Here is a 23,473-nt window from a genome sequence, read left to right as displayed (position 1 = left end):
CCACCGTGGCCAGGAGAAGCGTCAGCCGAAATGCGCGCTCTTGCCGAGCGCCATCGCCATCGCCTGCAACGCGACGAGGTAGCCGTTCGCGCCGAGTCCGCAGATCACGCCGGTCGCCGCGCGCGAGATCAGCGAGTGGCGGTACGTTTCGTCGCGCTTGTGAATGTTGGTGATGTGCAGCTCGATCAGCGGACGCTCGATCAGCTTGACCGCGTCGAACACCGGCACCGATGCGAACGAAAAGCCCGCCGGATTGATGATCACCGCGGCGTCCCGTTCGAACGCTTCCTGCAGCCAGTCGACCATGGTCGCCTCGCTGTTGGTCTGGCGAAATTCGCATCTGAGTTCGAGCTTCGCCGCGAGCGCTTCCACCTGCTGCTGAATCTGCGCCAGCGTGGTCGTGCCGTACAGATGCGGCTCGCGCTTGCCGAGCATGTTCAGATTCGAGCCATTCAATACATAAACTAGATCAGTCATTGTTCAGTCGCCTGTTTGCAAAATTCAATCTGTCGCCGGAACGCCGCAGCGCTTAGGTGTGGCGGCCGTTGCTCACGCCGGCCGCCGCGAAGTCCGCTTCGCCGGTCACGGCCGCGGCCGAGTCGGTGCGATTCATGTCGATGCCGCGCGTTTCGCGTGCCGTCAGGATCATCACGAGCGAGATCACGTTGAAGATCACGCACACGGCGACGACTCCCCACGGCGACCCGTTGCACACCGAGAAGAGCCACACGGCCAGCACCGGCATCGGACCGCCCGCCACCAGGTTCGCACCCGTATAGGCAAGCGCCGAGCCGGAGTAGCGGACGTTGGTCGGAAATGCTTCCGCGAATGCGACCGGCTGGATGCCGCTTTGAAACTGCGTGAAGCCGAGGAAGAAGCCCATCGCGGCCAGCATGGGCACAAAGCTTTTGGTATCGAGAATCTGGAAGTAGACGAACAGCATCAGCAAGGTCGCCGTCGAGCCGATCGCGAGCGCTTTCTTGCGGCCGATCCTGTCGCTCAACATGCCGCCGGCGAGCGCGCCGACGATCGCGCAGACGTTGGCGCCCATCAGCAGCAGAAAGCCGGTTTGTTTCGGAATGGCGAGTGTCTTCGTGATGTAGCTGAGCGAGAACACGACGATCAGATAGAAGATCGCGGCCGGTCCGCAGAAGAACAGCATCCAGCGCAGCACGGTGCGCCAGTGCAGGCGGAACGCATCGCGCAGCGGGCTGCCCACATGCACGACTTCCGTTTTACGCAGCGCCACGAACGCGGGGGTTTCGCTGACTCGCAGCCGGATGTAAAGCCCCACGATCACGAGGATGAAGCTCAGCACGAAAGGGATGCGCCAGCCATACGAATCGAATGCCGGCGCCGACATCGTGGACGACAGCAGAAGCAGCACGCCGTTGGCCATGATCTGACTCAGCGGTGAGCACAGGCCGAGCAGTCCCGAGTACTTGCCGCGCCGGTCGGGGCTCGCGTGTTCGATCGCCATCAGTTGCGCGCCGGTCGATTCGCCACCGAGCGCGAAGCCTTGCAGAATGCGCAGCAGCACCAGCAACACCGGCGCCCACACGCCGATGCTCGCGTAGGTCGGCAACAGCCCCATCGCCATCGACGCGAGGCCCATCACGGTGACGGTACCCAGCATCAGATTACGGCGCCCGAGCTTGTCGCCCAGATGCCCGCAGATGATCGCGCCGAGCGGCCGCGCGGCGAGTCCCACGCCGAAGGTCGCCAGTGACGCGAGCAAGGCGGAGGTCGGGTCCATCGCCGGGAAAAACAGCCTTGGCAAAATCGTGGCGGCGAGCGCGCCGTACAGCGTGAAATCGAACCACTCGAGTGCCGTGCCGATCGCGGCGGCGGTGACCGCTCGCGTGCGCATCGCGGCGTGCGCGGTGTTCGTGTTGGCCTGTGCATCCTGAATCATGTTGTCTCCTTGTCCGTCTGCCGTGCGGGAGGTCGGGCCGCGAGCGATCGTCAACGCTTCGCCGGGTGGCCCGCTCCCGCTCTTCTGTTTGATCAGATAACTCGGCGCGTTGTGCTGTCGTCGTGCGACATCGCGGCCTTGAAAACAGCTTAGCATCCGTAGGTGGGATGCCATTCCAGGGTGGAATTCGATCTCATAATGTGCAAAACTGCGCGGGCAAACGGCTGCCGCCCGGTTGCGGCGGCATACGCAAAACACGGAGACCGACATGCCCGGCGTCACGGAGCGCACCCTCGCGGTGCTCGAATATCTCGCCACGCAGATGGAAGGCACGCCGCTCGCGATGATCGCCGACGAGCTCGATATTCCGCGTAGCGCGTGTCATCGGCTGCTCGTCGATCTGAAGCAGTGCGGCTATGTGCGGCAGTTGCGCGAACACGGCGACTACGTGCTCACCACCAAACTCGTCGGTCTCGGACTCGGTTTTCTTGCGACTTCGGGCATCGTCGACATCGCGCAGACCATTCTCGACAGGCTCGCCGAGAAGTCGGGCGAACTGGTGCGGCTCGCGATCGTGGACGGCGACCGGCTCACGTGGGTCGCGAAGTCGCAAGGCGCGCTGAAGGGGCTGCGCTACGACCCGGACATGGGCATGGACACGATCCTGTCGTGCAGCGCGACGGGTCATGCATGGATGATGACCATGACCGACGAGCGCGCGCTCGAACTCGTCTCGCGGCAGGGCTTCGGGCAGCCGAAACAATATGGGCCGAACGCGCCGACCACCATCACCGGATTGCTGAAGTTCGTGCATGCCGCGCGTGAATGCGGTTACGCGACGATCAACGAGGTGTTCGCGCCCGGCATGACCGCGATGGCCGCGCCCGTGCAGCGGCGCGGCTATGCCGCGATGGGCGTGATCAGCATTGCCGGGCCGCTCGTGCGGCTCGACGAAAAACGCATGGAGGGTCTCGGCCCGACGCTGCTCGCGGCGGCCGCGGAACTCGCCGCGGCGAGTCACGCGTCGCCGCTGTTCAATCGGGCGCGTTAGGCGGCCGTCGGTTGTGACGCATCGAGCAGGCCGCCCGCACGTCAGCGTCGGGTCACTCCGGAATGACCCGCTCCGCCTTCAGACGGTCGAACAGCGCGAAGAACGCGTCGGGCGTGCTTTGATAATCGAGGAAGCCTGCGTTGCGGCTCTTCGTCATATCCGTCAGCACCTCCATCGGACGGCCGAGATCGGCGTCCGTGTGCCACCACGAAGCGAGCCTGCCGATGTCCGGCTCCTTCAGACCGAAGCGCGCCGCGATCTCGGACCACGGTTTGGCGGCGTCCTGCATGCGGCCTTCCAGCGGACGCACCTCGCCGTCGAACGGCGCTGCTTCGATGCCGAAGTAGTCGGCGAGGCGCGACCACATCCACTTCCAGCGGAACACGTCCCCATTGACCACGTTGAAGTCTTCGTTGCGCGCGTTCGCGGACATGGCCGCCCATTCGAGGTGTCGCGCGAGCAGCCTGGCGTCGGTCATGTCGGTGAGGCTGTTCCACTGCGCCGCCGACCCAGGGAAGATGAACGGCTGGCCGGTCTGCTTGCACAGCGATGCATAGACCGCAAGCGTCACGCCCATGTTCATCGCGTTGCCGAGGGCGTAGCCGATGATCGTGTGCGGACGATGCACGCTCCAGCTGAACCCATAGCGCTGCGCGGCTTCGAACAGGCGGTCTTCCTGCTCGTAGTAAAAGTTGTCGACGGGTTGCCGCCCCTGTTCCTCGCGGAACGGCGTGATCGGCACCGCGCCGGTCGCATAGGCTTCGAAGGGGCCGAGATAATGCTTCAGGCCCGTCACGAGCGCGGCATGCACGAGCGTGCCTGCAGGACCCACGGCGTCCATCACATGACGGACCATCGCGCCGTTCACGCGAATGTTTTCTTTCTCGGTGGCCTGGCGCGACCACGCGGTGAAAAACACATGACTGAAAGGTTTGCCGGTTAGCGCGTCGTTGATGGAGTCGGGTGAACCGAGGTCGGCGGTAATTGCTTCGAGCGCCGATGAGACCGGCGTGCGGCCGCGCGAAACTCCTGCCACATGCCAGCCGCTCGATAGCAGGCGGTCCGCAAGGTTGCTGCCGACGATGCCGCTTGCGCCAATGATGAGTGCTCGTTTTTCCATGAGAGTGAATTCGTAAAGTGAAGGTGCGTGGACACGGCGCGGTCATGCGGGCGCCGTGCGGCGCAAGGCCTGGATCGCGACATGACCGTGGGGTACTCTTCCTGCCGGACTTGCGATTATCGGCCTGTTTGAAGACGGGCGCTGACGAGCGCTCACGGCGCGATTCGCGGCGGCGCGCAAGCTCTGTGAGCGGCATCGCACCGCGAAGCCCGACGTGCGTCGGTTAATTGTGGTGTGCCGCCCCGGCGTGACGAACGTGGTAATTTTCATCCCCGGTATGCACGATTGATGTGTCTGTGGAGGATCTCATCTGTACCGCACACCGCCGCTTCCGCTTACGACCACCCGATCAAGACGCGTTGTGCTGACACGGGCCGCCGCAAACCGGCGCGTGCGCGTGGTTCTGCGCGCGGGCGTCGGCGGCGCGGCGCTGCTGTTTTGCATGCATGGCATCGCGGCATCCAATGCCGGCGCCGGCTTCGTTTCGCTGTACGGCGTGCTCGACACCAGTCTCGAAGTCACCGATCCAGGCTCTGGCTGGACGCCACGCCTGGACTCGGGCGCTTATCGCGGCTCGCGATTCGGACTGCACGGCTCGGAGCCGATCGGCGCGGACCTGGCGATCGTGTTCACGCTGGAAAACGGCTTCAGTTCGGTCGACGGCACTTTGCAAACCCCGGGTGTGCTGTTCAACCGACAAGCGTGGATCGGCGCACGCGGCACGTGGGGCGAAGTGCGATTCGGCCGTCAGTACTCGCCCATCTATATCCCGTTCAAAGGCGACCTCGATGCGTTCGGCGCCGGCACGATCGCATCCGGGCTCAACAACCTGTCGAAGATCACGCCGTACACGAATAACGCTCTCACGTATCTGTCACCGCTGGTGGGCGGCTTTAGCGCGACCGTCATGATGGCGACGCGCGATCCGTCGGAAAACGATGGCAACGGGATCGACGGTTATTACCTGACTGCCGCATATCAGATCGATGGCTTCAAGGTGTCATACGGGCGGCAGCAGACGCACGGTGCCGGCGCGTTGCGGGCGAATCTCGGCGGCGCGAGCTACGGGTTCGAGAATGTGCGCGTGTGGCTCGCTTTTTTCAACGGCGACGGCGGGACGCCGTTCTATCACGGCGCGGGTGGGTCGCTGTCGGCGCAATACAGCTTGTCGCCGCATGCGCGGGCATCGGTGGGCTATGCGCACGTGCGCGACTATTCCACTGACGGCGCGAGTGCCGACCAGTTCAGCGCGGCTTTCGAATACGACTTCTCGCGCACGCTGCTGTTCTATTTCAGCGCGGCCTATCTTCGGAATCACGACGACGCCCGCTTCACGCTGCGCGGCGTCAATGTGGTCGGGCTGCCGGTCGCTTATCCGGGCGCGCCGGTCGCGGGCGTGCAGCTTGGGGTGGTTGAGCGGTTTTAATGGACGCGACTGTTGGGCTGATCGCATCGCAGCGCACGGCGCGTCTTGCGACGTCGATTGCCGCCCTTTCAAAAATGATACAGCGATAACTTGCAATGCAATCAGGAAGCGAACCATCTGCCCGCACAGCCCGGCCGCCGGCGATCGACGCGCAAGGGGCCTGCGCGCGAAAACTGCACTGACGCTATGCTAGCGGCTCCGTCCACCCAAGGAGCTACCCATGAAACAGCCAGCAGGATCGATGATCACCTTTAGCCGCCCCGACGGCCAGCAGGTTCAGGGCTACCTGGCCAAACCGCAGAAGCTGGAAGGCGCGCCCGCCATCGTCGTGATTCAGGAATGGTGGGGCTTGAACGAGCAGATTCGCGGCGTCGCGGACCGGCTCGCGCAGGCGGGCTATCTGGCGCTCGTGCCCGATCTCTACCGCGGCAAATCGACACTGGAGGAGGAAGAAGCGCACCACCTGATGAGCGGGCTCGATTTCGGCGACGCCGCCACCCAGGACGTGCGAGGCGCCGCCGACTATCTGAAGCAGCACGCGGCGAAAGTTGCCGTGACCGGCTATTGCATGGGCGGCGCGCTCACCTGGCTTTCGCTGTGCAACATTCCCGACCTGGCGGCCGGGGTGGCTTGGTACGGCTTCCCGCCGCTGGAGTATATCGATGCATCGAAAATCACGGTGCCGGTGCTCGGGCATTGGGCGTTGCAGGACGAGTTCTTCCCCGCTGAAACGGTCGATGCGTTGGAGAAGAAGCTGACCGAAGCCAGCGTCGATGTCGAGTTCCATCGCTATCTCGCGCATCACGCGTTCGCGAATGAAACCGCGGTCGGGCCGGGCCGCATCGCGAAGACCCAGTTCGACCCCGTCTGGTCGCAGCTCGCCTGGGACCGCACGCTGACGTTCTTCGGCCGCACGTTGTGGAAGTGAGCGGCTCGACGTAAGAGCGGCGCGAGTTCGCCGGTCATGGCTCTCATGGCCAGGCGGCGATGCATTGAATCGCGTCCGCAAAGGCTTGCGATGTGTCCGCACGTTGGCGCGGCACACCGTAAAGCCTTTGCGGCGAAATCCAACCGCAAAGACAGGCGTCAAGCTCAGAGCTTCGAGCCGCCGTCCACATGCAGCGTCTCCCCGGTGATCCAGCGCGCGGCGTCCGACGCGAGAAAGGCCACGGCGCCGCCGATGTCGCCGGGCTGCGCCAAGCGCTTGAACGCCTGCATGCTCAATGTGAGAGCGCGTCCCGCGTCGGTCTTCGCGAAGCTCGCGATGCGCCGACTGTCGATCTGGTCATCGGCCATAGCCAATCGAATACGTCGTCGGTGCTAAAGCTTTTTCTCTCTAGGCCCGACGAACTGGGCGCGCAAGTCAGATCCGAACCGCGCTGAGTCAACCAGGCCGCCCACACATGCGGCTTCGCGTACGACTGTGGCGCCGCCGCATCGCTCAGGTCGTGATGTTGTCCCCGCCTGCGGCTATGATTAGCAGTTGACGAAACTGGCGGGGAATACCTTGACGACCGACTCCGTAGCGAAGCATGCCGCGGCCACGGCATGCGTCCATAGCCACTTCGATACATATCACGAAGCACCGCGCGCGCAGGCGATCGCCTGGCGGGACCGTCTGGGTCATTTCCTCGACGTGCCGATCTCACGCTGGCAACTGGCCGACGGCTTCAACGGCAGGATCGACAGCTACCGCGTCGGCGATCTGACCTTCATGGACTGCCAGACCGATCCCGTTTCGCAATCGCGATCGGTTGCGCGCATTTCCACGGACTCGGTTCGCCAGTTCGTGTTTCATGTGGCCGTCGAAGGCACGATCGAAACCGGTGCGGGTCTGCACCCCAAACGCAAGGCGCTGCAGTCCGAGCCGGGCATCCTCGCGCTCGACATGAACCAGCCGATGCAAATGGCGCGCAGCGCCTGTCGCGTGCTGGCGTTTTTTCTGCCGCGTGAACTGGTGGAATCCGTGCTGCCGGAAGCGGAATCGGTTCATGGCCGCGTGATCGAGTATCACTCGCCACTCGCGCGGATGATTCCGGCGCATCTCGCCGACCTGTGCAAGCGATTGCCGACGATGAGCGCGCCCGACGCCTACGAAGCCATGCATACCTGCGCAATGCTGATCGCGGCGGCCTTCGGCAAGGAGACGGGGTTGACCGGCAATGCGCGCGCGGCCGCTCGCACCGCGATGTTCGCGACGGCGCGGCGCTTCATCGACGCGAATCTCGGGCAGATGGATGTCACGATCGAAAGCGTGCTCGCCGTGTCGCAACTTTCGCGGCCCACGCTGTATCGACTGTTCGAACCCGAGGGCGGGCTGGCCGCCTATATCCGCAACCGCCGGCTGCGCGAAGCGGCCGATGAACTGCACCGCTACCCGCACAAGGCGATTGTCGAGGTCGCGTATGGGTTGGGGTTCAATAGCGCATCGGATTTCACCCGCGCGTTTCGCCGCGCGTATGACATGTCGCCCAGCGACTTCCGCGCGCTGGCGCGCCAGGCACAGGCTGCCGTTAGCGGCGGCGTGACGCGCAACGCGGCGCTATAGCGATAGCCAGCCACGTTGGATCGGCCAGGCCAGCAGCTTGCGGTACACCGCGATCAGCGCACGCGTCAGGCTCGCGCCGAGCCACTGCCATAGCGGTGCGATCAGCAGGAAGGCCACGCCTGCCACGACGACAGCGCCCACCATGTCGAGCGGAAAATGCACGCCGACGAAAATGCGCGCCCAAGCCACGGCGAGACCGGACAGCAGAATAACGACACCATAGCGGCGCACGCCGCCAAGCAGCAAGGTCAACGCGATGCACGCGAAGATCGTCCCGTGGTCGCTGGGGAACGACGAGTCCGGCGCGTGGTCGAGAAACGTATGACCGATGCCGAGCACGAACGGCCGTGGATGCGGCCACACCAGAGCGATGAGCTGATTGATGCCGAGTGCGAACCAGGCCACGCAGCACGCACGGAGCGCGGTTTCGCGTCGGCGTTCGTCGCCGGACAGCCACATCGCGACCAACGAGAGCGGCACGAGATAGATCACGTAATCGGCGATAAAACGCGCGAGGTCGATTTGCGATGCCGGGGTCGACGGCGTTGCGTTGAGCATTAGAAAGAGCGCCTGATTGACCGCTTCGAGTGTGTTCATGCCGTGGTTTTCTTTTCGGACGTGGGTCGGTGAGGTGAGGCAATGCGCGCCGCTGAATTCGCGGTGACCCATGTTAGCGGGCCAAGCTTATGGCATGCTTACCGCCATATTGCACAGCGGCCATACAGCGCGAGCATTCAGCCAAAGGAGATGGAAACGTGGTGACGATCAATCCGGACCGTTTGCTGACCGACCTCAAACGGCTGCGCAGTTTCGGTGCTACCGGGCCGGGCGTGGTCCGGCTTGCCCTCTCGCCGGTGGATCTGGCCTCGCGCGAATGGCTCGTCGCGAGGATGAAGGAGGCGGGGCTCGACGCGGGCGTCGACGGAGTGGGGACCGTGTTCGGACGTTCGCGCAACAGCGGTCCGGCGCTCGTGATCGGCTCGCATACCGACACGCAGCCGACCGGCGGCTGGCTGGACGGAGCGATGGGCGTGATCTACGGACTGGAAATCGCTCGCGCGCTGGCGGAAGACGACGCGACGAAGCATCTGGCGGTGGACGTGGCATCGTGGATCGACGAAGAGGGCACCTTTTCCGGCTTGCTTGGCAGCCGCAGCTTCGTGGGCGATCCGATCGACGAATCGATTCGTGGCGCCACGAATCGCGAGGGCCAGCGCCTCGAAGACACGCTCGAAGCCGCAGGTCTGGCTGGACGGCGGCGCGTGCGCTTCGAAGCCGGGCGGCACGTGGCCTATCTGGAGCCGCATATCGAGCAGGGCGGCCGGCTGGAGGCGGCTGGCAAAACGATCGGCGTCGTCACGACGATCGTCGGGCTGCGCGAGTTGCGCTTGCGCTTCACGGGGCAGCGCAATCACGCCGGCACCACGCCCATGGCGATCCGGCGCGATGCCGGCGCGGCGCTGGTCGCCTTTATCGCCACGATGAACGACGCGTTCGCGCAGCTCGCGGATGCCGACACCGTGTGGACCGTGGGCCGCATCGATCTCGATCCGGGTTCGCTGAGCGTCGTGCCCGGCGCGGCCGACATGTACCTGCAATTCCGCGACGCGAATGCCGAACGCTTGCATGCGATGGAGAGCAAGCTCGCGGAACTGGTGCGTGACTTCAATGTGCGCAATCGTGTGAGCGTGGAACTGACGACCTTCGACTCGCCGATGAAACCGGTGAGTATGCACGCGGCGCTCGCGGAACATCTCGCCAGAGCCGCCGAGGCAGTTGCGCCGGGGCAATGGCTGCGTATGCAGAGCGGGGCCGCGCACGACGCGCAGGTCATCGCGCGTTGCATGCCGGCATGCATGATGTTCGTGCCGAGCATCGGCGGCGTGAGTCACGACTTCATCGAAGATACGGCCGAAGAGCATATCGTCCTCGGCTGCCAGGTCGCGGCCATGGCTGCGGCTGCGATTCTTCAGGAGCAATGCGCGGCACGGTCATGATGCATTGCGTTGGCGTTGGCGTTGGCGGTGACGGCGCGTTCGCTGAATCGCCAACGCGCGTCACGTGCCTCGCTGCCTGTGCGCTATTTCCATTTCGAGCCAAGCTTGTCCAGCCCGGCTTTCATCAGGTCTTCCGGCGACATCGCAATGCGCAGTTCGCAGTCCGCGTTGAACTTCAGAAACCATGGCTCCGCGAGCGACGGAATAGCCGATGCGTCGTCGACGTTCACCGCGAGCACTGCGCCACGCTGTCCGCTCTGCTCGGTGAAGTAGACGGTCTCCGGTTTCGTCTCTTCCAGTATCTTCGCCACCACCTCGCCGATGCTGCCGTCGCGCACCATCGTGTTGAACGGTTCGTGCGGGATTCGTATGTTGAGAAGCATGCGCATGTCATCCTCCTGGTTGATGCCCAAAGGGCCTCTTAAGGATAGGTGCTTTATGCGCTGCTATCGGAGTCCATCCCGGCCGGTTCGTGGTCCATTGCCGGCGCGTTCGTGCCTAGTTGCCGAACAGCGAAGCCTGCGTCCCACGGCTCGGCGCATGGCGAACGGGCTTTGCATCGGCTTTGGTCGCGACGGGCCGCGCTTGAGTTTGAGTTTGCGTTTGCGTCTGGGTACCGGCCGCCGCTTGCAGCGAAGTCTGTCCAGCTTCGAGCGACAACAGCAGCATCTTGTTGGCGAGGCCACCCGCAAAACCGGTCAGCTCGCCCGACGCGCCGATCACGCGATGGCAAGGCGCGACGATGGAAATCGGATTCCTGCCGTTCGCCGCGCCGACCGCTCGCACTGCGTTGACATTGCCGATCTGCCGCGCGATTTCCGCGTAGCTGCGTGTCTGCCCGAACGGAATCGTCAACAACGCGTGCCAGACTTTCTTCTGGAACTCCGTGCCCTGAAAATCGAGCGCGAGATCGAATGCCTGCCGTGTGCCGGCGAAATACTCCTTCAATTGCCGCTCGGTTTCGACCAGCACGGGACGCTCGTTCTCTTCGATCGACTCCCCGAGCCGTACCCGGTTCGGCTTGTCGTTTTCCCACAGGATCGCAGCGAGGCGCTCGCCGTTGGCGACGAGCTTCAACTGACCGACAGGTGAATCCATCAACTTGTATGCGTAGCTCACTTTGCTTGCTCCTGACTGGTTGGAGGCACAGAGGCGGGCGAGGCCGGTCTGCGAATGCGCGCTGAAAGCGCGCCCATATTCGACAGCGTAAGACCCGTTCTCTCTGAAGACGCTCCAGTTCTTGCTATTTCATTCGTGTTCAAGCATCCTGGCTGGATAGCAGCCGGGCTGTCACTGTACCGCCCTTTTCGATTCCATTCATAGGATGTTGGCGGCGTTGCGCGTGATTGGACAGCGCCGCAGCCAAATCGCTCCTTTCGTGCACAACCGCGCGCTCGCATCTCGCCCGCGACTCAGTAGAATCGATGACTTCGATACGACGCGCGCCGCTAGCCGGACATCTTCTCCACCACTGTGACCACGACAATAGAACAACTGCGGGCCGGACAACTGACGGGCTCGCGCCATCTCAAACTGGCCTGCGGCCTGCGCGAATTTCCGCGCGAGATTTTCGATCTCGCCGACACGCTGGAAGTACTCGACCTCTCGGCCAATGCGCTTACGGCACTCCCCGACGATTTGCCGCGACTGGGCAAACTGCGGACCCTCTTCGCTTCCAACAACCCGTTCACCGAGTTGCCGGACGTGCTGGGCGAGTGTTCGCAATTGAGTATGGTCGGCTTCAAGGCGAACCGTATCCGTAAGGTGTCCGGCCACGCGCTCGCACCGCAACTGCGTTGGCTGATCCTCACCGACAACGAGATCGAGACGCTGCCCGCGCAGATCGGCGGCTGCTCGCAACTGCAGAAGCTGATGCTGGCGGGCAACCGGCTGCGTGCGCTGCCCGACGAACTGGCCGCCTGCTCGCGGCTCGAACTGCTGCGTCTCGCGGCGAACCGCCTCAGTGGACTGCCGGCGTGGCTGCTGCGTCTGCCGCGGCTCTCATGGCTCGCGTATGCCGGCAACCCGTTCAGCGAGGCGCTGGAGACGGCCGCGTTGACCGATACGCCGATTGACGGCATTCGCTGGGATGAGTTGACGCTCGAACAGGCATTGGGCGAAGGCGCTTCCGGCGTCATCTATCGTGCGCAACTCATAGGGCGCCATGAGCGCGCGGCGCGCGCGGTCGCCGTCAAGCTGTTCAAGGGCGCCGTCACCAGCGACGGCTTGCCCGACTGCGAAATGGCCGCTTGCATTCGGGGCGGCGACCATGCGAACCTGATCCCGGTGACGGGAAAAGTGCAGGATCATCCGGCGGGCGCGCACGGTCTCGTGATGGAACTGATCGATCCGCAATTCAGGAACCTCGCCGGTCCGCCGAGCCTCGAATCGTGCACGCGCGACATCTACGACGCCGGCACGCGCTTCGAGCTAAGCTCAGTATTGGGTATCGCGCACGGCATTGCAGCGGCGGCAAGCCATCTGCATCAGCGAGGCGTCATGCATGGCGATCTGTATGCGCACAATATCCTGCATGGCGGCGAGGGACATGCTCTGTTGGGTGATTTCGGCGCAGCATCGTTCTATGCCGCCGACGATCCCGATACCGGCGTCGCGCTGCAGCGCCTCGAAGTCAGGGCGTATGGTTGTCTGCTCGAAGAGTTGATCGAGCGATGCGATGTGCTCGACGCACGCGCGCCCATCGCGGCGACCCTGATCGCGTTGAAGGACCATTGCCTGAACGAAGATATCGACAGCCGGCCGCTGTTCGATGAAATCGCGGCCCGTTTGCTCGCGCTGAAGGACGATGGGTGAACGGGACGCGTGGACCTTGGCGGGGTCGGCGGCTCGATCCGCATTCATTCGATCGTGGAGCGGCCTCTCACGAGCCCGGCCGGAAAGGAGGTAACCGATGACGCAGAACCCGCGACGCCGCATGCTGTTTGCCGGCGCGCTGGCCGCGGCCGGCCTGGCCGGTGCGTCGCGCGTCGACGCGCAAAGCGGCAAGCTGAAGATCGCTCTGGTGCTGAAGTCGCTCGCCGATCCGTTCACGGTGGCGATGGTCAACGCCGCGCGCAATTATCAGCAGCACTACGCGTCGCAGTTCGGCTTGACGATTCGGGGAACGGCCAGGGAGACCGACACGGCCGCGCAAATCCAGATGGTCGAGCAGATGATCGAGGGGCAGATGAATGCGATCGTCATCGCGCCGACCGACTCGAAGGCGCTGACTGCCGTGGTGGCGCGCGCGATCAAGGCCGGCATCATCACGATCGCCATTGATAATCCGCTAGACGATGCAGCCCAGGCAGCGGCCGGCATTTCCGTGCCGTTCGTCGGACCGGACAATCGCAAGGGCGCGACCCTGGTCGGCAATTATCTTGCGGCGAAGCTCAAGCCGGGCGATGAGGTGGGGGTCATCGAAGGCATTCCGGTGGATCGCAATGCAAGGCAACGCACGGCCGGCAGCGAAGATGCGATGGACGCCGCCAGCGTGAAGGTCGTCGCGATCGAGCCCGGCAACTGGGATTACGGCAAAGGGCGCGACGTTGCATCGAAGATGCTCAGCGAACATCCGCAGATACGCGCGCTGCTATGCGGCAACGACAACATGGCGATGGGCGCAGTCGATGCGATTCGCGACGCGGGCCGCAGCGGCGAGGTGTATGTCACCGGATATAACGCGATCGAAGCCATCAAGCCGTTGCTCGCCGACGGCCGCGTGCTCGCGACGATCAATCAGTTCGCCGACAGGCAAGCGGTATTCGGAATCGACGTGGCGTTGAAGGCGGTGACCGAACACAGAAAGCAGAGAGAGTTGTCGAAGGTGATTGAAACGCCGCTGCAACTGGTCACGGCTACGAATCGTTGAATGCCGCCGTTGATGGTGCCGCTGCGAGCGGCGGCGGCTCCAGCAAACAGGCAGCCGTCGCCGGAGAGGGTCTACTCCGCCTTCACCTTATGCGGCTTGGTCGCCTTTTCGAGTTTGTTGTACTCGAATTCAGGCGCCGACTTCAACGCTTCCTTCGTTGCGCCCGCGAGGAACAGATTGCCGTCACGAATCTCGAAGTGGTCGACCGGGATCGCACACATAGTGCTTGCCCATGCCGAGGAAGCCGCCGACCGACACCACCGCATACGTCGCCTTGCGGTCCGGCGAAATAATCACGTCATAGATGCTGCCGACCTTGTCGTTGAGGTCGTTGTAGACCGGCTGGTCGACGAGTGCGCGGCGCACGCTCCAACCCTTCAGCAGCGCATTGGTCTGCTCGACCGTACCGCCGAGCGGCTGCAGTCCGGCGACCTGGGCGAACGCGCCTGGCGACGCGCAGATGGCAGCGAGAGCGCTCGCGCAAATCAGTGCTTTGGCTTTCATCATCGGGCTCCTGGTTGACTGTCGGATTGACGGTCGAATAGTTGTCGCTTTGCAGGAGATTCGTTAGCACGTGACATGCCCGAACTGCGAGCGGCGCTTGCTCACACCCCGGAGCCCGCGGGATATCGCTTCGAGCGGCCCAACGCCGGCTCTTTTCGCGCGCTGCGGTTGAGCAGCATGGGAATCTCGTCGAGACGCAGCAACGTCAGGTTGCCGCCGTAGACCAGCCCGGTATCGACGTTGATGACGTTGGCGCGAGCCCTGGGTTCGCGGGTGGGCGTGTGTCCCACGACGACAGCCGCCACGCCGTCGACGTGGCCGCCGGGTTCACGCCACGCCGACGCGACGCGCGGGAACAGTTGCGCGGCGAAGCGTCGTAGAGAAGCCAATCCCGTCGCTCGACGCGTTTTCCAGCGCGAGCGGTCCCAGATCACTTTGCGGCGTATCGGTCCGTCACGGTTCTCCTGTTCGAGCGCGCGGACCATCTGCGACCAGGATGGCAACGGCACGTTGGCGTGCACAATGCCGACGAGGCCATCGTCTGTTTCGATTTCGATCGCAAAGGGCAGCGCCGCCATGTAGTTCACGATGTCGTCGACTGCCTGCGCGTCGTCCGTCATATCGAGCAGCCATTCGCCGCCGTTGCAACGAACCGCCGACGCCTTGCCGCCATGCCGATGCCAACGCACGATCACGTCCTCGTGATTTCCGCGTACCGAGTGAATCTGAAATTGCCGCACTACGTCGAGTACGGCCGGCGATTCGAAGCCCCGGTCCACCAGATCGCCGACGGCGAAGAGTCGGTCGCGCGCCGGGTCGTATTGGCGCAGCGCCAGTTCTTTGCGCAGTTGAGCGAAACAGCCGTGCAGGTCGCCTACGACGAAGTCACGGCCGTAGGTGTTCTTTTTGAAGCGCCGGACAGGTGAGAAGGTCTGCTGCATGTGTTACCGCCAGGAAGTTAGCGTAGGAACGACGAAAGGCTCTGCGGATCGAGCTTCTGAAAGGCTCTGCGGATCGAGCTTCTGATTGATAGCGCCACGGCATGGTCGGGCGCGTGGTGGAGTGTCGGTCGCCAATCCACCGCGTGCAGTGTCGATTTGTAACGAGTTGTGTTGCGCGGGCGAGTCTTCGGTGGTCTACGTCCGGCGGTTCGGCGCGCAGCGGCCCGCGTCATCATGCGCTGGCGGGTTCACACGGCCGCGTTGCTCGGATAGTTCTGAAAGACGCTCTTACCGTCCGTTACAAGTCACGCGCCGTCGACGCGCGCGCCTTATGCTGACCGCATTGAGTGCACGCAGGCGCCACGCTCGACCGAGCCATGAACAACGGCGACGTGGTGGTTCGACACCCGTTTGCAACTTGCTACTCGTGGGACGGCGGACGGAATTCCATCTGCTCTTCTTCGTAGAGCGCATAGATCAGGTCGAGCATCCGCTTGATGTCCGCGGATTCGTCGAGCATACGCATGCTCATGATGATCGGCGGCACGAGATTCTGATCGTCGAGATCCTTGTACGCGATATCGCTGCGCTGAAGTCCGTACACGCTGGCCGGCACGATGGAAATGCCTTCGCCCGCGGCGACGAGCCCAAGCGCGATTTGCAGCTCGCGCGTTTCATACAGACGATGCGGCTTGAGCGCACGGTCGTGAAATGCCGCGAGCACCTGGTCCGCGTAGCTTGGCCGCGGCGCCTTCGGGAAGATGATGAGCGTTTCGCTCGTCAGATCGTGCAGAGAAAGCAGGGCTTCGCATCAATGAGCGGATGGCCGAGCGGCAGCGCAACGATCATCCGCTCCTCGCGCAGCACCACGCGCCGGATGCTGGGGTCTTCAAGTCGAATCCTTCCGAAGCCGACATCGATGCGGCCTTCCTTCAATGCCTTGATCTGATCCATGGTCGACAGCTCGACCAGACTCAGTTCGACCGTGCTGTTCTCATCGCGAAAGCGCCGGATGATTTTCGGCAGCATGCCGTACAGCGTGGAGCCGACGAACCCGACTGACAGGCTGCGGTCTATCTTGCCGACCCGGCGCGTCATCGCTTCGACTTCGGCCGTCTGCGCCAGCAACTGAACCGCGTGCGAGTAGAAAAAGCGACCGGTCTCGGTCAACTTCAACGGCCGCGAATTGCGCTCGAACAGCTGCACCCCCAACGTCTCTTCAAGCTGCTGAATCTGGCGGCTGAGGGGCGGCTGGGCGATGTGCAGCCGCTTTGCCGCCTTGCTGAAATTGCATTCCTCCGCCACCGCGACGAAATAGCGCAAGTGGCGCAGCTCCATGGCAATACCTTTTGAGTATTCTCGCGATACCAAATCAGTGTTGGACGGCGCAAACGGGCCCCAACTATTCTTCAGTTACGGCAGACGGCAACAAAAATTATACCTCCGAGGCATTGACTGCCCCGGCAAAACAAATCGTCGTCGTTCCCCATGGAGACTGCGCGGACCGCACGGGCGCACGAGATCCAGATCAAGAAGAGTTCAGGAGCAGACAATGAAGCATGCAGAAATTGAAGCCCTCGTGAAAGGGTTCGTCGTCGACACCGCAAAACGCGAAGCCGATCCCCGCGTGCAGCAGGTTGTGCTGCGGCTCGCCACCGACCTGTTCAAGGCAATCGAAGATCTCGACCTGAGCCCGTCCGAAGTGTGGAAAGGGATCGAATACCTGTCCGAGGCAGGCGCCACCCAGGAACTGGGTCTGCTCGCAGCAGGCATCGGCCTCGAACGCTTTCTCGACATCCGAATGGACGAGGCCGACGCGAAAGCCGGTCTGACGGGCGCGACGCCGCGCACGATCGAAGGGCCGTTGTACGTGGCGGGCGCGCCGGAGAGCGAAGGGTTCGCGCGGCTCGACGACGGCAGCGACGAAGGCAAGGGCGAACTGCTGTTCATGCAGGGCACCGTGTTCGATGTCGACGGCAGGCCGCTGCCTGGCGCGCAGGTCGAAGTCTGGCATGCGAACGTGCTCGGCAACTATTCGTTCTTCGACAAGACGCAGTCGGCGTTCAATCTGCGGCGCACGATCATCACCGATAGCAGCGGCCGCTACCAGTTCCGCAGCATCGTGCCGGTCGGCTACGGCTGTCCGCCGGAAGGCACGACGCAGCGTCTGCTCGACAAGCTCGGTCGTCACGGTCAACGGCCGGCGCATATCCACTTCTTCATCTCGGCGCCCGCTCATCGCAAGCTTACGACGCAAATCAACATTGATGGCGACGAGTACTTGTGGGACGACTTCGCATTCGCCAGCCGCGAGGGACTCGTGCCTAAGGTCGAGCGAATCACATCGGCCGGGCAGTTGAAACAGCATGGCGTCGATCAGCCGTTTGCGTCGATCGATTTCGACTTCCGGCTGAACGCCGAAAGCGCGGCCGCACCCGACGTCGACGTCGACCGCCTGCGCGCCGCGGCATAACGCGGCTCGGGACGCGCGCCGCGTCCACAACCATCCAGCGTCATCAACAGATATTGGCCCCGCCGCCCGCGGGCCGGTTCTACGCGCGCGTGCATCGCACGTGCACGACTGCCCGAATCAGGAGACAACCATGATTCCGATCTATCCGGATCACACGCCGCAACTCAAGCACATCGACGATTTCCTCGTCGAGGATCGCGAGCGCGGCGATTATCGCTTGCATCGCAGCGCGTTTACCGACGAGCGCCTGTTCGAACTCGAAATGCAGCATATCTTCGAAGGCAACTGGATCTACCTCGCGCACGAGAGCCAGATTCCGAATAACAACGACTACTACACCACGACCATGGGACGGCAACCGGTCGTGATCGCCCGCAACCGGCAGGGTGAACTGAACGCGTTCGTCAACGCGTGCACCCATCGCGGCGCGGTATTGTGCCGGCACAAGCGCGGCAACAAAGCGACCTACACGTGCCCGTTTCACGGCTGGACCTTCAACAACAGCGGCAAGCTGCTGAAGGTGAAGGACCCTGAAGGAGCGGGATATCCGGACTGCTTCAACAAGGAAGGTTCGCACGATCTGAAGAAGATCGCGCGCTTCGGCAGCTATCGCGGCTTCCTGTTTGGCAGCCTGAATGCGGATGTGCCGTCGCTGGAAGAGTTTCTCGGCGAAGCCGCCCGGATCATCGACATGATCGTCGATCAGTCGGAAGACGGCCTCGAAGTGTTGCGAGGTTCTTCCACCTATACGTACGAAGGCAACTGGAAGCTCACGGCGGAGAACGGCGCGGACGGTTATCACGTGTCGGCGGTGCACTGGAACTACGCGGCGACTACCAGTCATCGCCAGCAGGAAAACGCCCGTGAGGACAACATCCGCGCGATGGATGCGGGTGGTTGGGGACGTCAAGGCGGCGGCTTCTATGCATTCGAGCACGGCCATATGCTGCTGTGGTCGCGCTGGGCGAACCCCGAAGACCGTCCCAACTTCAGCCGCCGCGACGAGTTCGCCGAGCGTTGCGGCGCCGAGCGCGCGGACTGGATGATCCAGAACTCGCGCAACCTGTGCCTCTATCCCAACGTGTATCTGATGGATCAGTTCGGCTCGCAGATCCGTGTGCTGCGTCCGCTGTCGGTCAACAAGACGGAAGTGACGATCTACTGCATCGCGCCTAAAGGCGAATCCGATGAAGCGCGCGCACGCCGCATCCGCCAGTACGAGGACTTCTTCAACGTGAGCGGCATGGCGACGCCGGACGACCTCGAAGAATTCCGCGCGTGTCAGCAGGGCTATGCCGGCCGGGCGCTCGAATGGAACGACATGTGCCGCGGTTCCACGCACTGGATCGACGGCGCGGACGACGCCGCCCGCCGCATCGGTCTCAACCCCGTGCAGCACCGTTACTGGATCGACACGATGAAGAAGGCGCTCACCGCGCAAGGGAGCCACGCATGAGCACGATTTCATTGACCGATGTCGAGGCGTTCCTGTATCGCGAATGCCGGCTGCTCGACGATGAGCAATGGGACGAATGGCTCACCTGCTATCACCCCGACGCGCCGTTCTGGATGCCGTCGTGGGATGACGAGGACAAGCTCATTACCGATCCGCAACGCGAGATATCTCTGATCTATTATCCGAACCGCCAGGGACTCGAAGACCGCGTATTCCGCATCAAGACCGAGCGTTCGAGCGCGACGATGCCCGATACCCGCACGAGTCACAACTCAGCAATGTGGAAGTGGAGAGCGCGGCGGACGGCGTGTACACGGTGCGTTTCAACTGGCACACGCTGAGTCATCGCTACAAGACGAATTACAGCTACTTCGGCATGTCGCGGTACGTAATCGACTTTAACGGCGAGCGTCCGCAGATCCTGAGCAAGTACGTCGTGTTGAAGAACGACTACATCAATCAGGTCATCGATATCTACCATATCTAGCCGCAGCGGTTGAGGAGCAGGTCATGGAACACAATATTGCACTTCAGTTCGAAGATGGCGTGACGCGTTTTATTACGTGCCGCGAAAACGAAACGCTGTCGGATGCGGCGTATCGCCAGAAGATCAACATTCCTCTCGATTGCCGTGACGGCGCTTGCGGCACATGTCGCGGACTGTGCGAGTCGGGTGACTACGATTTGTCGGAGTCGAGTTATATCGAAGACGCGCTGACCGCGGACGAAGCCAAACAGGGCTATGTTCTCGCATGCCAGACGCGGCCGCGCTCGGATTGTGTGATTCGCGTGCCGGCGTCGTCGGCCGCATGCCGGACAGGGGTGTCGCGATACGAGGGTACGCTGGCGTCGATCGAACGTTTGTCGGACTCCACCATTCACTTTTCCATCGATATCGAAGGCTCGGACAAGCCCGGCTTCCTCGCGGGGCAGTATGTGAACGTCGAGATTCCCGGCAGCGGCGAAACGCGCTCGTATTCGTTCAGCTCGGCGCCGGGCGCTTCGCGCGCATCGTTTGTCGTGCGTAACGTGCCGAGCGGCAAGATGAGCGGCTTTCTGAGCGAGCAGGCGCAGCCGGGTCAGCGCATTGGCTTTACCGGTCCTTATGGCAGTTTCTATTTGCGCGACCCGCAGCGTCCTGTGTTGTTCCTCGCGGGCGGAACCGGCATCGCGCCGTTTCTCTCGATGCTCGACGTGCTCAAGGCGAGCGGCAATACCCAGCCCGTGCGCCTCGTGTATGGCGTGACGAGCGACATCGATCTGGTCGCCATCGAGCAACTCGAAGAAGCGCAGCGCGTGCTGCCTGACTTCAGCTACCGGACCTGCGTGGTCGATGCCGCTAGCGGTCATCCGCGCAAAGGCTATGTGACCGGGCACGTTGAAGCGGAGTGGCTGAACGACGGCAATGTCGATGTCTACCTGTGCGGTCCGGTGGCGATGGTCGAAGCAGTGCAAGGCTGGCTGCGCGAGACTCGCATTGAACCGGCGCATTTCTACTATGAGAAATTCTCGGCGAGTAACGTGGCATGACTGACACTGACCGATTCAAAGGCAAGGCGATCGTCGTCACGGGCGCGGGTCAGGGCATCGGGCGTGGCGTCGCGATGCGCGCGGCACGCGAAGGCGCATTGCTGGTGCTGGTCGACCGTTCGCCGATCGTGCACGAGGTAGCCGAAGAGATCGCGCTGAGCGGCGGCGACGCGCGTGCGTTTATCGCAGATCTGGAAACGTATGCGGGCGCGTGTGCGATGACGCAGTTCGCAATCGACGCGTTCGGCCGGATCGACGTGCTCATCAACAACGTCGGCGGCACGATCTGGGCGAAACCGTTCCAGGAGTATGCGCAGGAGCAGATCGAAGCCGAAGTGCGGCGCTCGCTGTTCCCGACGCTCTGGTGTTGCCGCGCTGTTTTGCCTGAGATGCTGAGCCGCAAAAGCGGCGCGATCGTCAACGTGTCGTCGATTGCGACACGTAGCATCTATCGTGTGCCGTATGCCGCGTCGAAGGGCGGAGTGAATGCGCTGACGGCAAGTCTCGCGTTCGAACATGCGCAGGACGGCATTCGCGTGAACGCGGTTGCGACCGGCGGCACCGAAGCGCCGCCGCGCCGCGTTCCCCGCAACGCTGCGCCGCAAAGCGAGCAGGAAGCGCAGTGGTATCAGGGGATCGTCGATCAGACGATGGCATCGAGCCTGATGCATCGGTACGGCACGATCGACGAACAGGTCGGCGCGATCCTGTTCCTCGCGTCCGATGACGCGTCGTACATCACGGGGACTGTGCTGCCGGTTGGTGGCGGCGATCAGGGATAGCTTCCTGACTGCACTGACGCGCTGTCCTTCCAGCGCGTTATCAACGTGTTCGACGGCTGTGTTTCGTCCATCGGTTTCCTCGCGATAGTTCGAGCAGACCGGGACATCACGTCCCGGCTATCCGTGTGAGATCAGGCAGACATGGCCGTTTCGTCATTGGCCGCGCTGCATGACCGGTGCCACCGCATGGCCGATGCGCTCCATCTGCGCAGGCACAATCAGGCTCTCCAGCAGCTTCGAGAAGCGCGGCTGCGTGACGCCCGACACAATGTACTGCCAGCGGTATGCATCGAGCAGACCCGCAGCCACCGCAGCCTGTTCGGCCATGCTCAGGTCGCGACCCGCATGCGCGACGAAGTATTCGGCGTCCGCCGCGGCCTGCATTTGCAGCAGCCCATCCACTGCGCCTACCAGTTCGATCAGGTCGCCGATTGCCGCATTGCGAGCAGCATCGCTTAGTTGCGCGTCGTCCCGCAGCCATTCGAGTTCGTCGATGATTGCGTGCTGCGACTCCTCTTTCCAGTGGAACAGGAATACATCCTTGAAGAGCGGCGACAGGCCCGCGTCGGGCTCGATACTCTGCCGGTAATGAACCTGCGTGACGATCTCGATGCAACAGGTCAGCGCCAGCACGGACCACGTCGATTTTCCGAGCACGAACGACGCAACATGATCGGCCTCGGGCATGAAGCGATAACCCGCGGGCATGGCATCCGCAGCCAGCAGTTCGATACGGCGGAATAGTTCCTGATGCTTCAGTTCTTCATCCGTGAAGCGCACCACCGCTTCCAACGCGGTCTGATCGCCGAGGGCATGATCGCGTCCCACGTCGAGCATCTTGGCGCCGACGAAACGCTCCACCAGCCGGAACATGTTCGCGTACGTGCGTCCCTGTACCTGGGACATCAGCAGTCGTTGCGCCGGGTTCAGGAAGGGCAGACGGTCGACTTGCGTGAGTCCGTCCGGCAGGAACTTGTGCGCGGGATCGAGATGGCGGCCGCGAATCACATCACGGTCGATATCCCACCGGATACGGCGCGACAATTCGATACATTTTGCGTAACGGACAGACGGGTTTTCGTTGACGACGGCATTCATGTTGAGTCTCCGGATTGCCTCCCGGGAGCGGAGGCGTTTGGGTTGTCATGCGCCCGGGCGGCGCCGATATCGAGCGGCACGGGAAGGTTTGCTGCGTCGCCGTTCGAGAATGAATTCTCCGGGGCGACCGCGTCGCAGACATGAGGCGCCAGTCCCGGGTCGTCACCGGGACAGGCATGGTTCGTAGCGTTTGTGTGGGACAGGTGTCCCGATTACACGCGCCGGGCACGCGTCGCGCGGACGTCAGCCGGTCGGTGCGTCGAAGCCGGCCTTGCGGGCCAGTACGATGGCCTGCGAGCGGTTCTCGACTTCGAGCTTCGAGAAAATGCTGGTGATGTGATTGCGCACGGTCTTTTCGCTCAGACCGAGACGCGCGGCGATCTGTGCGTTGTCGCGGCCGCCCGCGATCAGGCCGACGATGTCGCGCTCGCGTGGCGTCAATGTGGCGAACGCCGGATCGGCGGGCTCCGTAGTCGGCAGGAATGCGCGCAACTCGTCGCGAAAGTGCAGCCACGCCGGCTCCGATTCGAGCAACAGGTGATTTTCGCTCTCGAGCGGCACGAAGCGCGCGCCTGGGATCAGGCTGGCGAGCAGCCGGCTTTCCTCGAACGGCACGCGTGCATCGCCGCTCGCATGCAGCACGAGCGTGGGGCACTGCACTTGGGGCAGCAGATCGACCACGTCGATGTCGTTGAAGACGCGCATGATGCGCGCGGCGTTACGCGGGGTCGTCGTCAGGCGCTCCAGTTCGTTGAACCAGG

General features: G+C 63.1%; 20 protein-coding genes and 4 pseudogenes. 12 read left to right on the top strand and 12 right to left on the bottom strand.

All coding sequences use genetic code 11. The annotated features are described in order from the left end of the window. Positions 1-21 precede the first annotated feature (21 nt). Positions 22-477, bottom strand: coding sequence for a type II 3-dehydroquinate dehydratase (locus tag P0D89_RS10285; protein ID WP_408356419.1), 456 nt, complete (start codon positions 475-477; stop codon positions 22-24). Positions 478-529: 52 nt separating this feature from the next. Continuing rightward, positions 530-1,915, bottom strand: coding sequence for an MFS transporter (locus tag P0D89_RS10280; RefSeq protein ID WP_408356421.1), 1,386 nt, complete (start codon positions 1,913-1,915; stop codon positions 530-532). Positions 1,916-2,183: 268 nt separating this feature from the next. Between P0D89_RS10280 and P0D89_RS10275 the strand changes: the two genes are divergently transcribed. After that, positions 2,184-2,966: an IclR family transcriptional regulator gene (locus P0D89_RS10275; protein WP_408356423.1), complete on the top strand. Its 783-nt coding sequence runs from the start codon at positions 2,184-2,186 to the stop codon at positions 2,964-2,966. A gap of 52 nt (positions 2,967-3,018) precedes the next feature. On the opposite strand, the gene P0D89_RS10270 is transcribed toward P0D89_RS10275, so the two are convergent. Beyond that, positions 3,019-4,086: an SDR family oxidoreductase gene (locus P0D89_RS10270; protein ID WP_408356425.1), complete on the bottom strand. Its 1,068-nt coding sequence runs from the start codon at positions 4,084-4,086 to the stop codon at positions 3,019-3,021. Between the two features lie 442 nt (positions 4,087-4,528). Here P0D89_RS10270 and P0D89_RS10265 point away from each other — a divergent pair, with 442 nt between their 5' ends. Both P0D89_RS10265 and P0D89_RS10260 read left to right on the top strand, forming a co-directional pair. After that, positions 4,529-5,512, top strand: a complete 984-nt coding sequence (locus P0D89_RS10265) for a porin (RefSeq protein WP_408356493.1) — start codon at positions 4,529-4,531, stop codon at positions 5,510-5,512. 220 nt (positions 5,513-5,732) lie between these two features. Then, positions 5,733-6,440, top strand: a complete 708-nt coding sequence (locus tag P0D89_RS10260; RefSeq protein ID WP_408356427.1) for a dienelactone hydrolase family protein — start codon at positions 5,733-5,735, stop codon at positions 6,438-6,440. 164 nt (positions 6,441-6,604) lie between these two features. Here P0D89_RS10260 and P0D89_RS10255 read toward each other — a convergent pair. Continuing rightward, positions 6,605-6,769, bottom strand: a pseudogene (locus P0D89_RS10255) (SDR family oxidoreductase); the annotation flags it as partial. 250 nt (positions 6,770-7,019) lie between these two features. Here P0D89_RS10255 and P0D89_RS10250 point away from each other — a divergent pair. Next, positions 7,020-8,060: a helix-turn-helix domain-containing protein gene (locus P0D89_RS10250; protein ID WP_408356429.1), complete on the top strand. Its 1,041-nt coding sequence runs from the start codon at positions 7,020-7,022 to the stop codon at positions 8,058-8,060. On the opposite strand, the gene P0D89_RS10245 is transcribed toward P0D89_RS10250, so the two are convergent. Next, entirely contained in the window at positions 8,055-8,657 is a 603-nt protein-coding gene (locus P0D89_RS10245; protein ID WP_408356431.1) for a phosphatase PAP2 family protein, read from the bottom strand. The genes P0D89_RS10250 and P0D89_RS10245 overlap by 6 nt on opposite strands. Before the next feature lie 158 nt (positions 8,658-8,815). Here P0D89_RS10245 and P0D89_RS10240 point away from each other — a divergent pair, with 158 nt between their 5' ends. Next, positions 8,816-10,057, top strand: coding sequence for a Zn-dependent hydrolase (locus tag P0D89_RS10240; RefSeq protein ID WP_408356433.1), 1,242 nt, complete (start codon positions 8,816-8,818; stop codon positions 10,055-10,057). Between the two features lie 83 nt (positions 10,058-10,140). Here the strand turns inward: P0D89_RS10240 and P0D89_RS10235 are convergent, their stop codons facing one another. Together P0D89_RS10235 and P0D89_RS10230 are read right to left on the bottom strand one after the other, a co-directional pair. Next, a complete protein-coding gene (locus P0D89_RS10235; protein WP_408356435.1) occupies positions 10,141-10,446 on the bottom strand; it encodes a panthothenate synthetase in 306 nt (101 codons plus the stop codon). Positions 10,447-10,555: 109 nt separating this feature from the next. Continuing rightward, the gene (locus tag P0D89_RS10230) at positions 10,556-11,176 is read right to left on the bottom strand and encodes a methylated-DNA--[protein]-cysteine S-methyltransferase (RefSeq protein ID WP_408356437.1); all 621 of its coding nucleotides are present in this window, start codon (positions 11,174-11,176) and stop codon (positions 10,556-10,558) included. A 354-nt stretch (positions 11,177-11,530) separates the two neighbouring features. Between P0D89_RS10230 and P0D89_RS10225 the strand changes: the two genes are divergently transcribed. Continuing rightward, positions 11,531-12,871, top strand: a complete 1,341-nt coding sequence (locus P0D89_RS10225) for a leucine-rich repeat-containing protein kinase family protein (protein ID WP_408376508.1) — start codon at positions 11,531-11,533, stop codon at positions 12,869-12,871. Between the two features lie 97 nt (positions 12,872-12,968). Beyond that, on the top strand, positions 12,969-13,928 hold the full coding sequence (locus P0D89_RS10220; RefSeq protein ID WP_408356441.1) for a substrate-binding domain-containing protein: 960 nt from the start codon (positions 12,969-12,971) through the stop codon (positions 13,926-13,928). Positions 13,929-13,999: 71 nt separating this feature from the next. Here the strand turns inward: P0D89_RS10220 and P0D89_RS10215 are convergent. From P0D89_RS10215 to P0D89_RS10205, 3 genes and pseudogenes are all read right to left on the bottom strand, one after another. Continuing rightward, a pseudogene (locus P0D89_RS10215) lies at positions 14,000-14,432 on the bottom strand (PRC-barrel domain-containing protein). Positions 14,433-14,533: 101 nt separating this feature from the next. After that, positions 14,534-15,373, bottom strand: coding sequence for a metallophosphoesterase (locus P0D89_RS10210; RefSeq protein ID WP_408356443.1), 840 nt, complete (start codon positions 15,371-15,373; stop codon positions 14,534-14,536). Between the two features lie 421 nt (positions 15,374-15,794). After that, a pseudogene (locus P0D89_RS10205) lies at positions 15,795-16,711 on the bottom strand (LysR family transcriptional regulator). 214 nt (positions 16,712-16,925) lie between these two features. Between P0D89_RS10205 and catA the strand changes: the two are divergent. The 5 genes and pseudogenes from catA (at position 16,926) to P0D89_RS10180 (ending at position 21,614) form a co-directional block, all read left to right on the top strand. Further along, the gene (gene catA, locus P0D89_RS10200; protein WP_408356445.1) at positions 16,926-17,846 is read left to right on the top strand and encodes a catechol 1,2-dioxygenase; all 921 of its coding nucleotides are present in this window, start codon (positions 16,926-16,928) and stop codon (positions 17,844-17,846) included. 130 nt (positions 17,847-17,976) lie between these two features. After that, a complete protein-coding gene (gene benA / locus P0D89_RS10195; protein WP_408356447.1) occupies positions 17,977-19,302 on the top strand; it encodes a benzoate 1,2-dioxygenase large subunit in 1,326 nt (441 codons plus the stop codon). After that, positions 19,299-19,789, top strand: a pseudogene (gene benB, locus P0D89_RS10190) (benzoate 1,2-dioxygenase small subunit). Before benA ends, benB begins: the two are co-directional and overlap by 4 nt. 23 nt (positions 19,790-19,812) lie before the next feature. Further along, positions 19,813-20,832 (top strand): benzoate 1,2-dioxygenase electron transfer component BenC, encoded by a 1,020-nt coding sequence (benC, locus tag P0D89_RS10185; protein WP_408356449.1) that lies wholly within the window; start codon positions 19,813-19,815, stop codon positions 20,830-20,832. Then, positions 20,829-21,614 carry a 1,6-dihydroxycyclohexa-2,4-diene-1-carboxylate dehydrogenase gene (locus tag P0D89_RS10180; RefSeq protein WP_408356451.1) on the top strand — a complete coding sequence of 262 codons (786 nt, stop codon included), beginning with the start codon at positions 20,829-20,831 and terminating at the stop codon, positions 21,612-21,614. The genes benC and P0D89_RS10180 overlap by 4 nt, the downstream gene beginning before the upstream one ends. 153 nt (positions 21,615-21,767) lie before the next feature. On the opposite strand, the gene P0D89_RS10175 is transcribed toward P0D89_RS10180, so the two are convergent. Together P0D89_RS10175 and P0D89_RS10170 are read right to left on the bottom strand one after the other, a co-directional pair. After that, on the bottom strand, positions 21,768-22,712 hold the full coding sequence (locus P0D89_RS10175; RefSeq protein WP_408356453.1) for a hypothetical protein: 945 nt from the start codon (positions 22,710-22,712) through the stop codon (positions 21,768-21,770). A gap of 243 nt (positions 22,713-22,955) precedes the next feature. After that, on the bottom strand, positions 22,956-23,473 hold a 518-nt coding region (locus P0D89_RS10170), incomplete at its 5' end, for a helix-turn-helix transcriptional regulator (RefSeq protein WP_408376507.1).

The organism is Paraburkholderia sp. RL18-085-BIA-A (assembly GCF_046027075.1).
GTDB lineage: Bacteria > Pseudomonadota > Gammaproteobacteria > Burkholderiales > Burkholderiaceae > Paraburkholderia.
Note: the sequence above shows the minus strand (reverse complement) of the source record. Positions and strands in the feature narration are given on the sequence as shown.

Excerpts from the sequence above, each read along its gene's own strand:
- P0D89_RS10285 (WP_408356419.1), bottom strand. The coding sequence starts at position 477 with ATGACTGATCTAGTTTATGTATTGAATGGCTCGAATCTGAACATGCTC.
- P0D89_RS10280 (WP_408356421.1), bottom strand. The coding sequence starts at position 1,915 with ATGATTCAGGATGCACAGGCCAACACGAACACCGCGCACGCCGCGATG.
- P0D89_RS10275 (WP_408356423.1), top strand. The coding sequence starts at position 2,184 with ATGCCCGGCGTCACGGAGCGCACCCTCGCGGTGCTCGAATATCTCGCC.
- P0D89_RS10270 (WP_408356425.1), bottom strand. The coding sequence starts at position 4,086 with ATGGAAAAACGAGCACTCATCATTGGCGCAAGCGGCATCGTCGGCAGC.
- P0D89_RS10265 (WP_408356493.1), top strand. The coding sequence starts at position 4,529 with ATGCATGGCATCGCGGCATCCAATGCCGGCGCCGGCTTCGTTTCGCTG.
- P0D89_RS10260 (WP_408356427.1), top strand. The coding sequence starts at position 5,733 with ATGAAACAGCCAGCAGGATCGATGATCACCTTTAGCCGCCCCGACGGC.
- P0D89_RS10245 (WP_408356431.1), bottom strand. The coding sequence starts at position 8,657 with ATGAACACACTCGAAGCGGTCAATCAGGCGCTCTTTCTAATGCTCAAC.
- P0D89_RS10235 (WP_408356435.1), bottom strand. The coding sequence starts at position 10,446 with ATGCGCATGCTTCTCAACATACGAATCCCGCACGAACCGTTCAACACG.
- P0D89_RS10220 (WP_408356441.1), top strand. The coding sequence starts at position 12,969 with ATGACGCAGAACCCGCGACGCCGCATGCTGTTTGCCGGCGCGCTGGCC.
- P0D89_RS10210 (WP_408356443.1), bottom strand. The coding sequence starts at position 15,373 with ATGCAGCAGACCTTCTCACCTGTCCGGCGCTTCAAAAAGAACACCTAC.
- catA (WP_408356445.1), top strand. The coding sequence starts at position 16,926 with ATGAAGCATGCAGAAATTGAAGCCCTCGTGAAAGGGTTCGTCGTCGAC.
- benA (WP_408356447.1), top strand. The coding sequence starts at position 17,977 with ATGATTCCGATCTATCCGGATCACACGCCGCAACTCAAGCACATCGAC.
- benC (WP_408356449.1), top strand. The coding sequence starts at position 19,813 with ATGGAACACAATATTGCACTTCAGTTCGAAGATGGCGTGACGCGTTTT.
- P0D89_RS10180 (WP_408356451.1), top strand. The coding sequence starts at position 20,829 with ATGACTGACACTGACCGATTCAAAGGCAAGGCGATCGTCGTCACGGGC.
- P0D89_RS10175 (WP_408356453.1), bottom strand. The coding sequence starts at position 22,712 with ATGAATGCCGTCGTCAACGAAAACCCGTCTGTCCGTTACGCAAAATGT.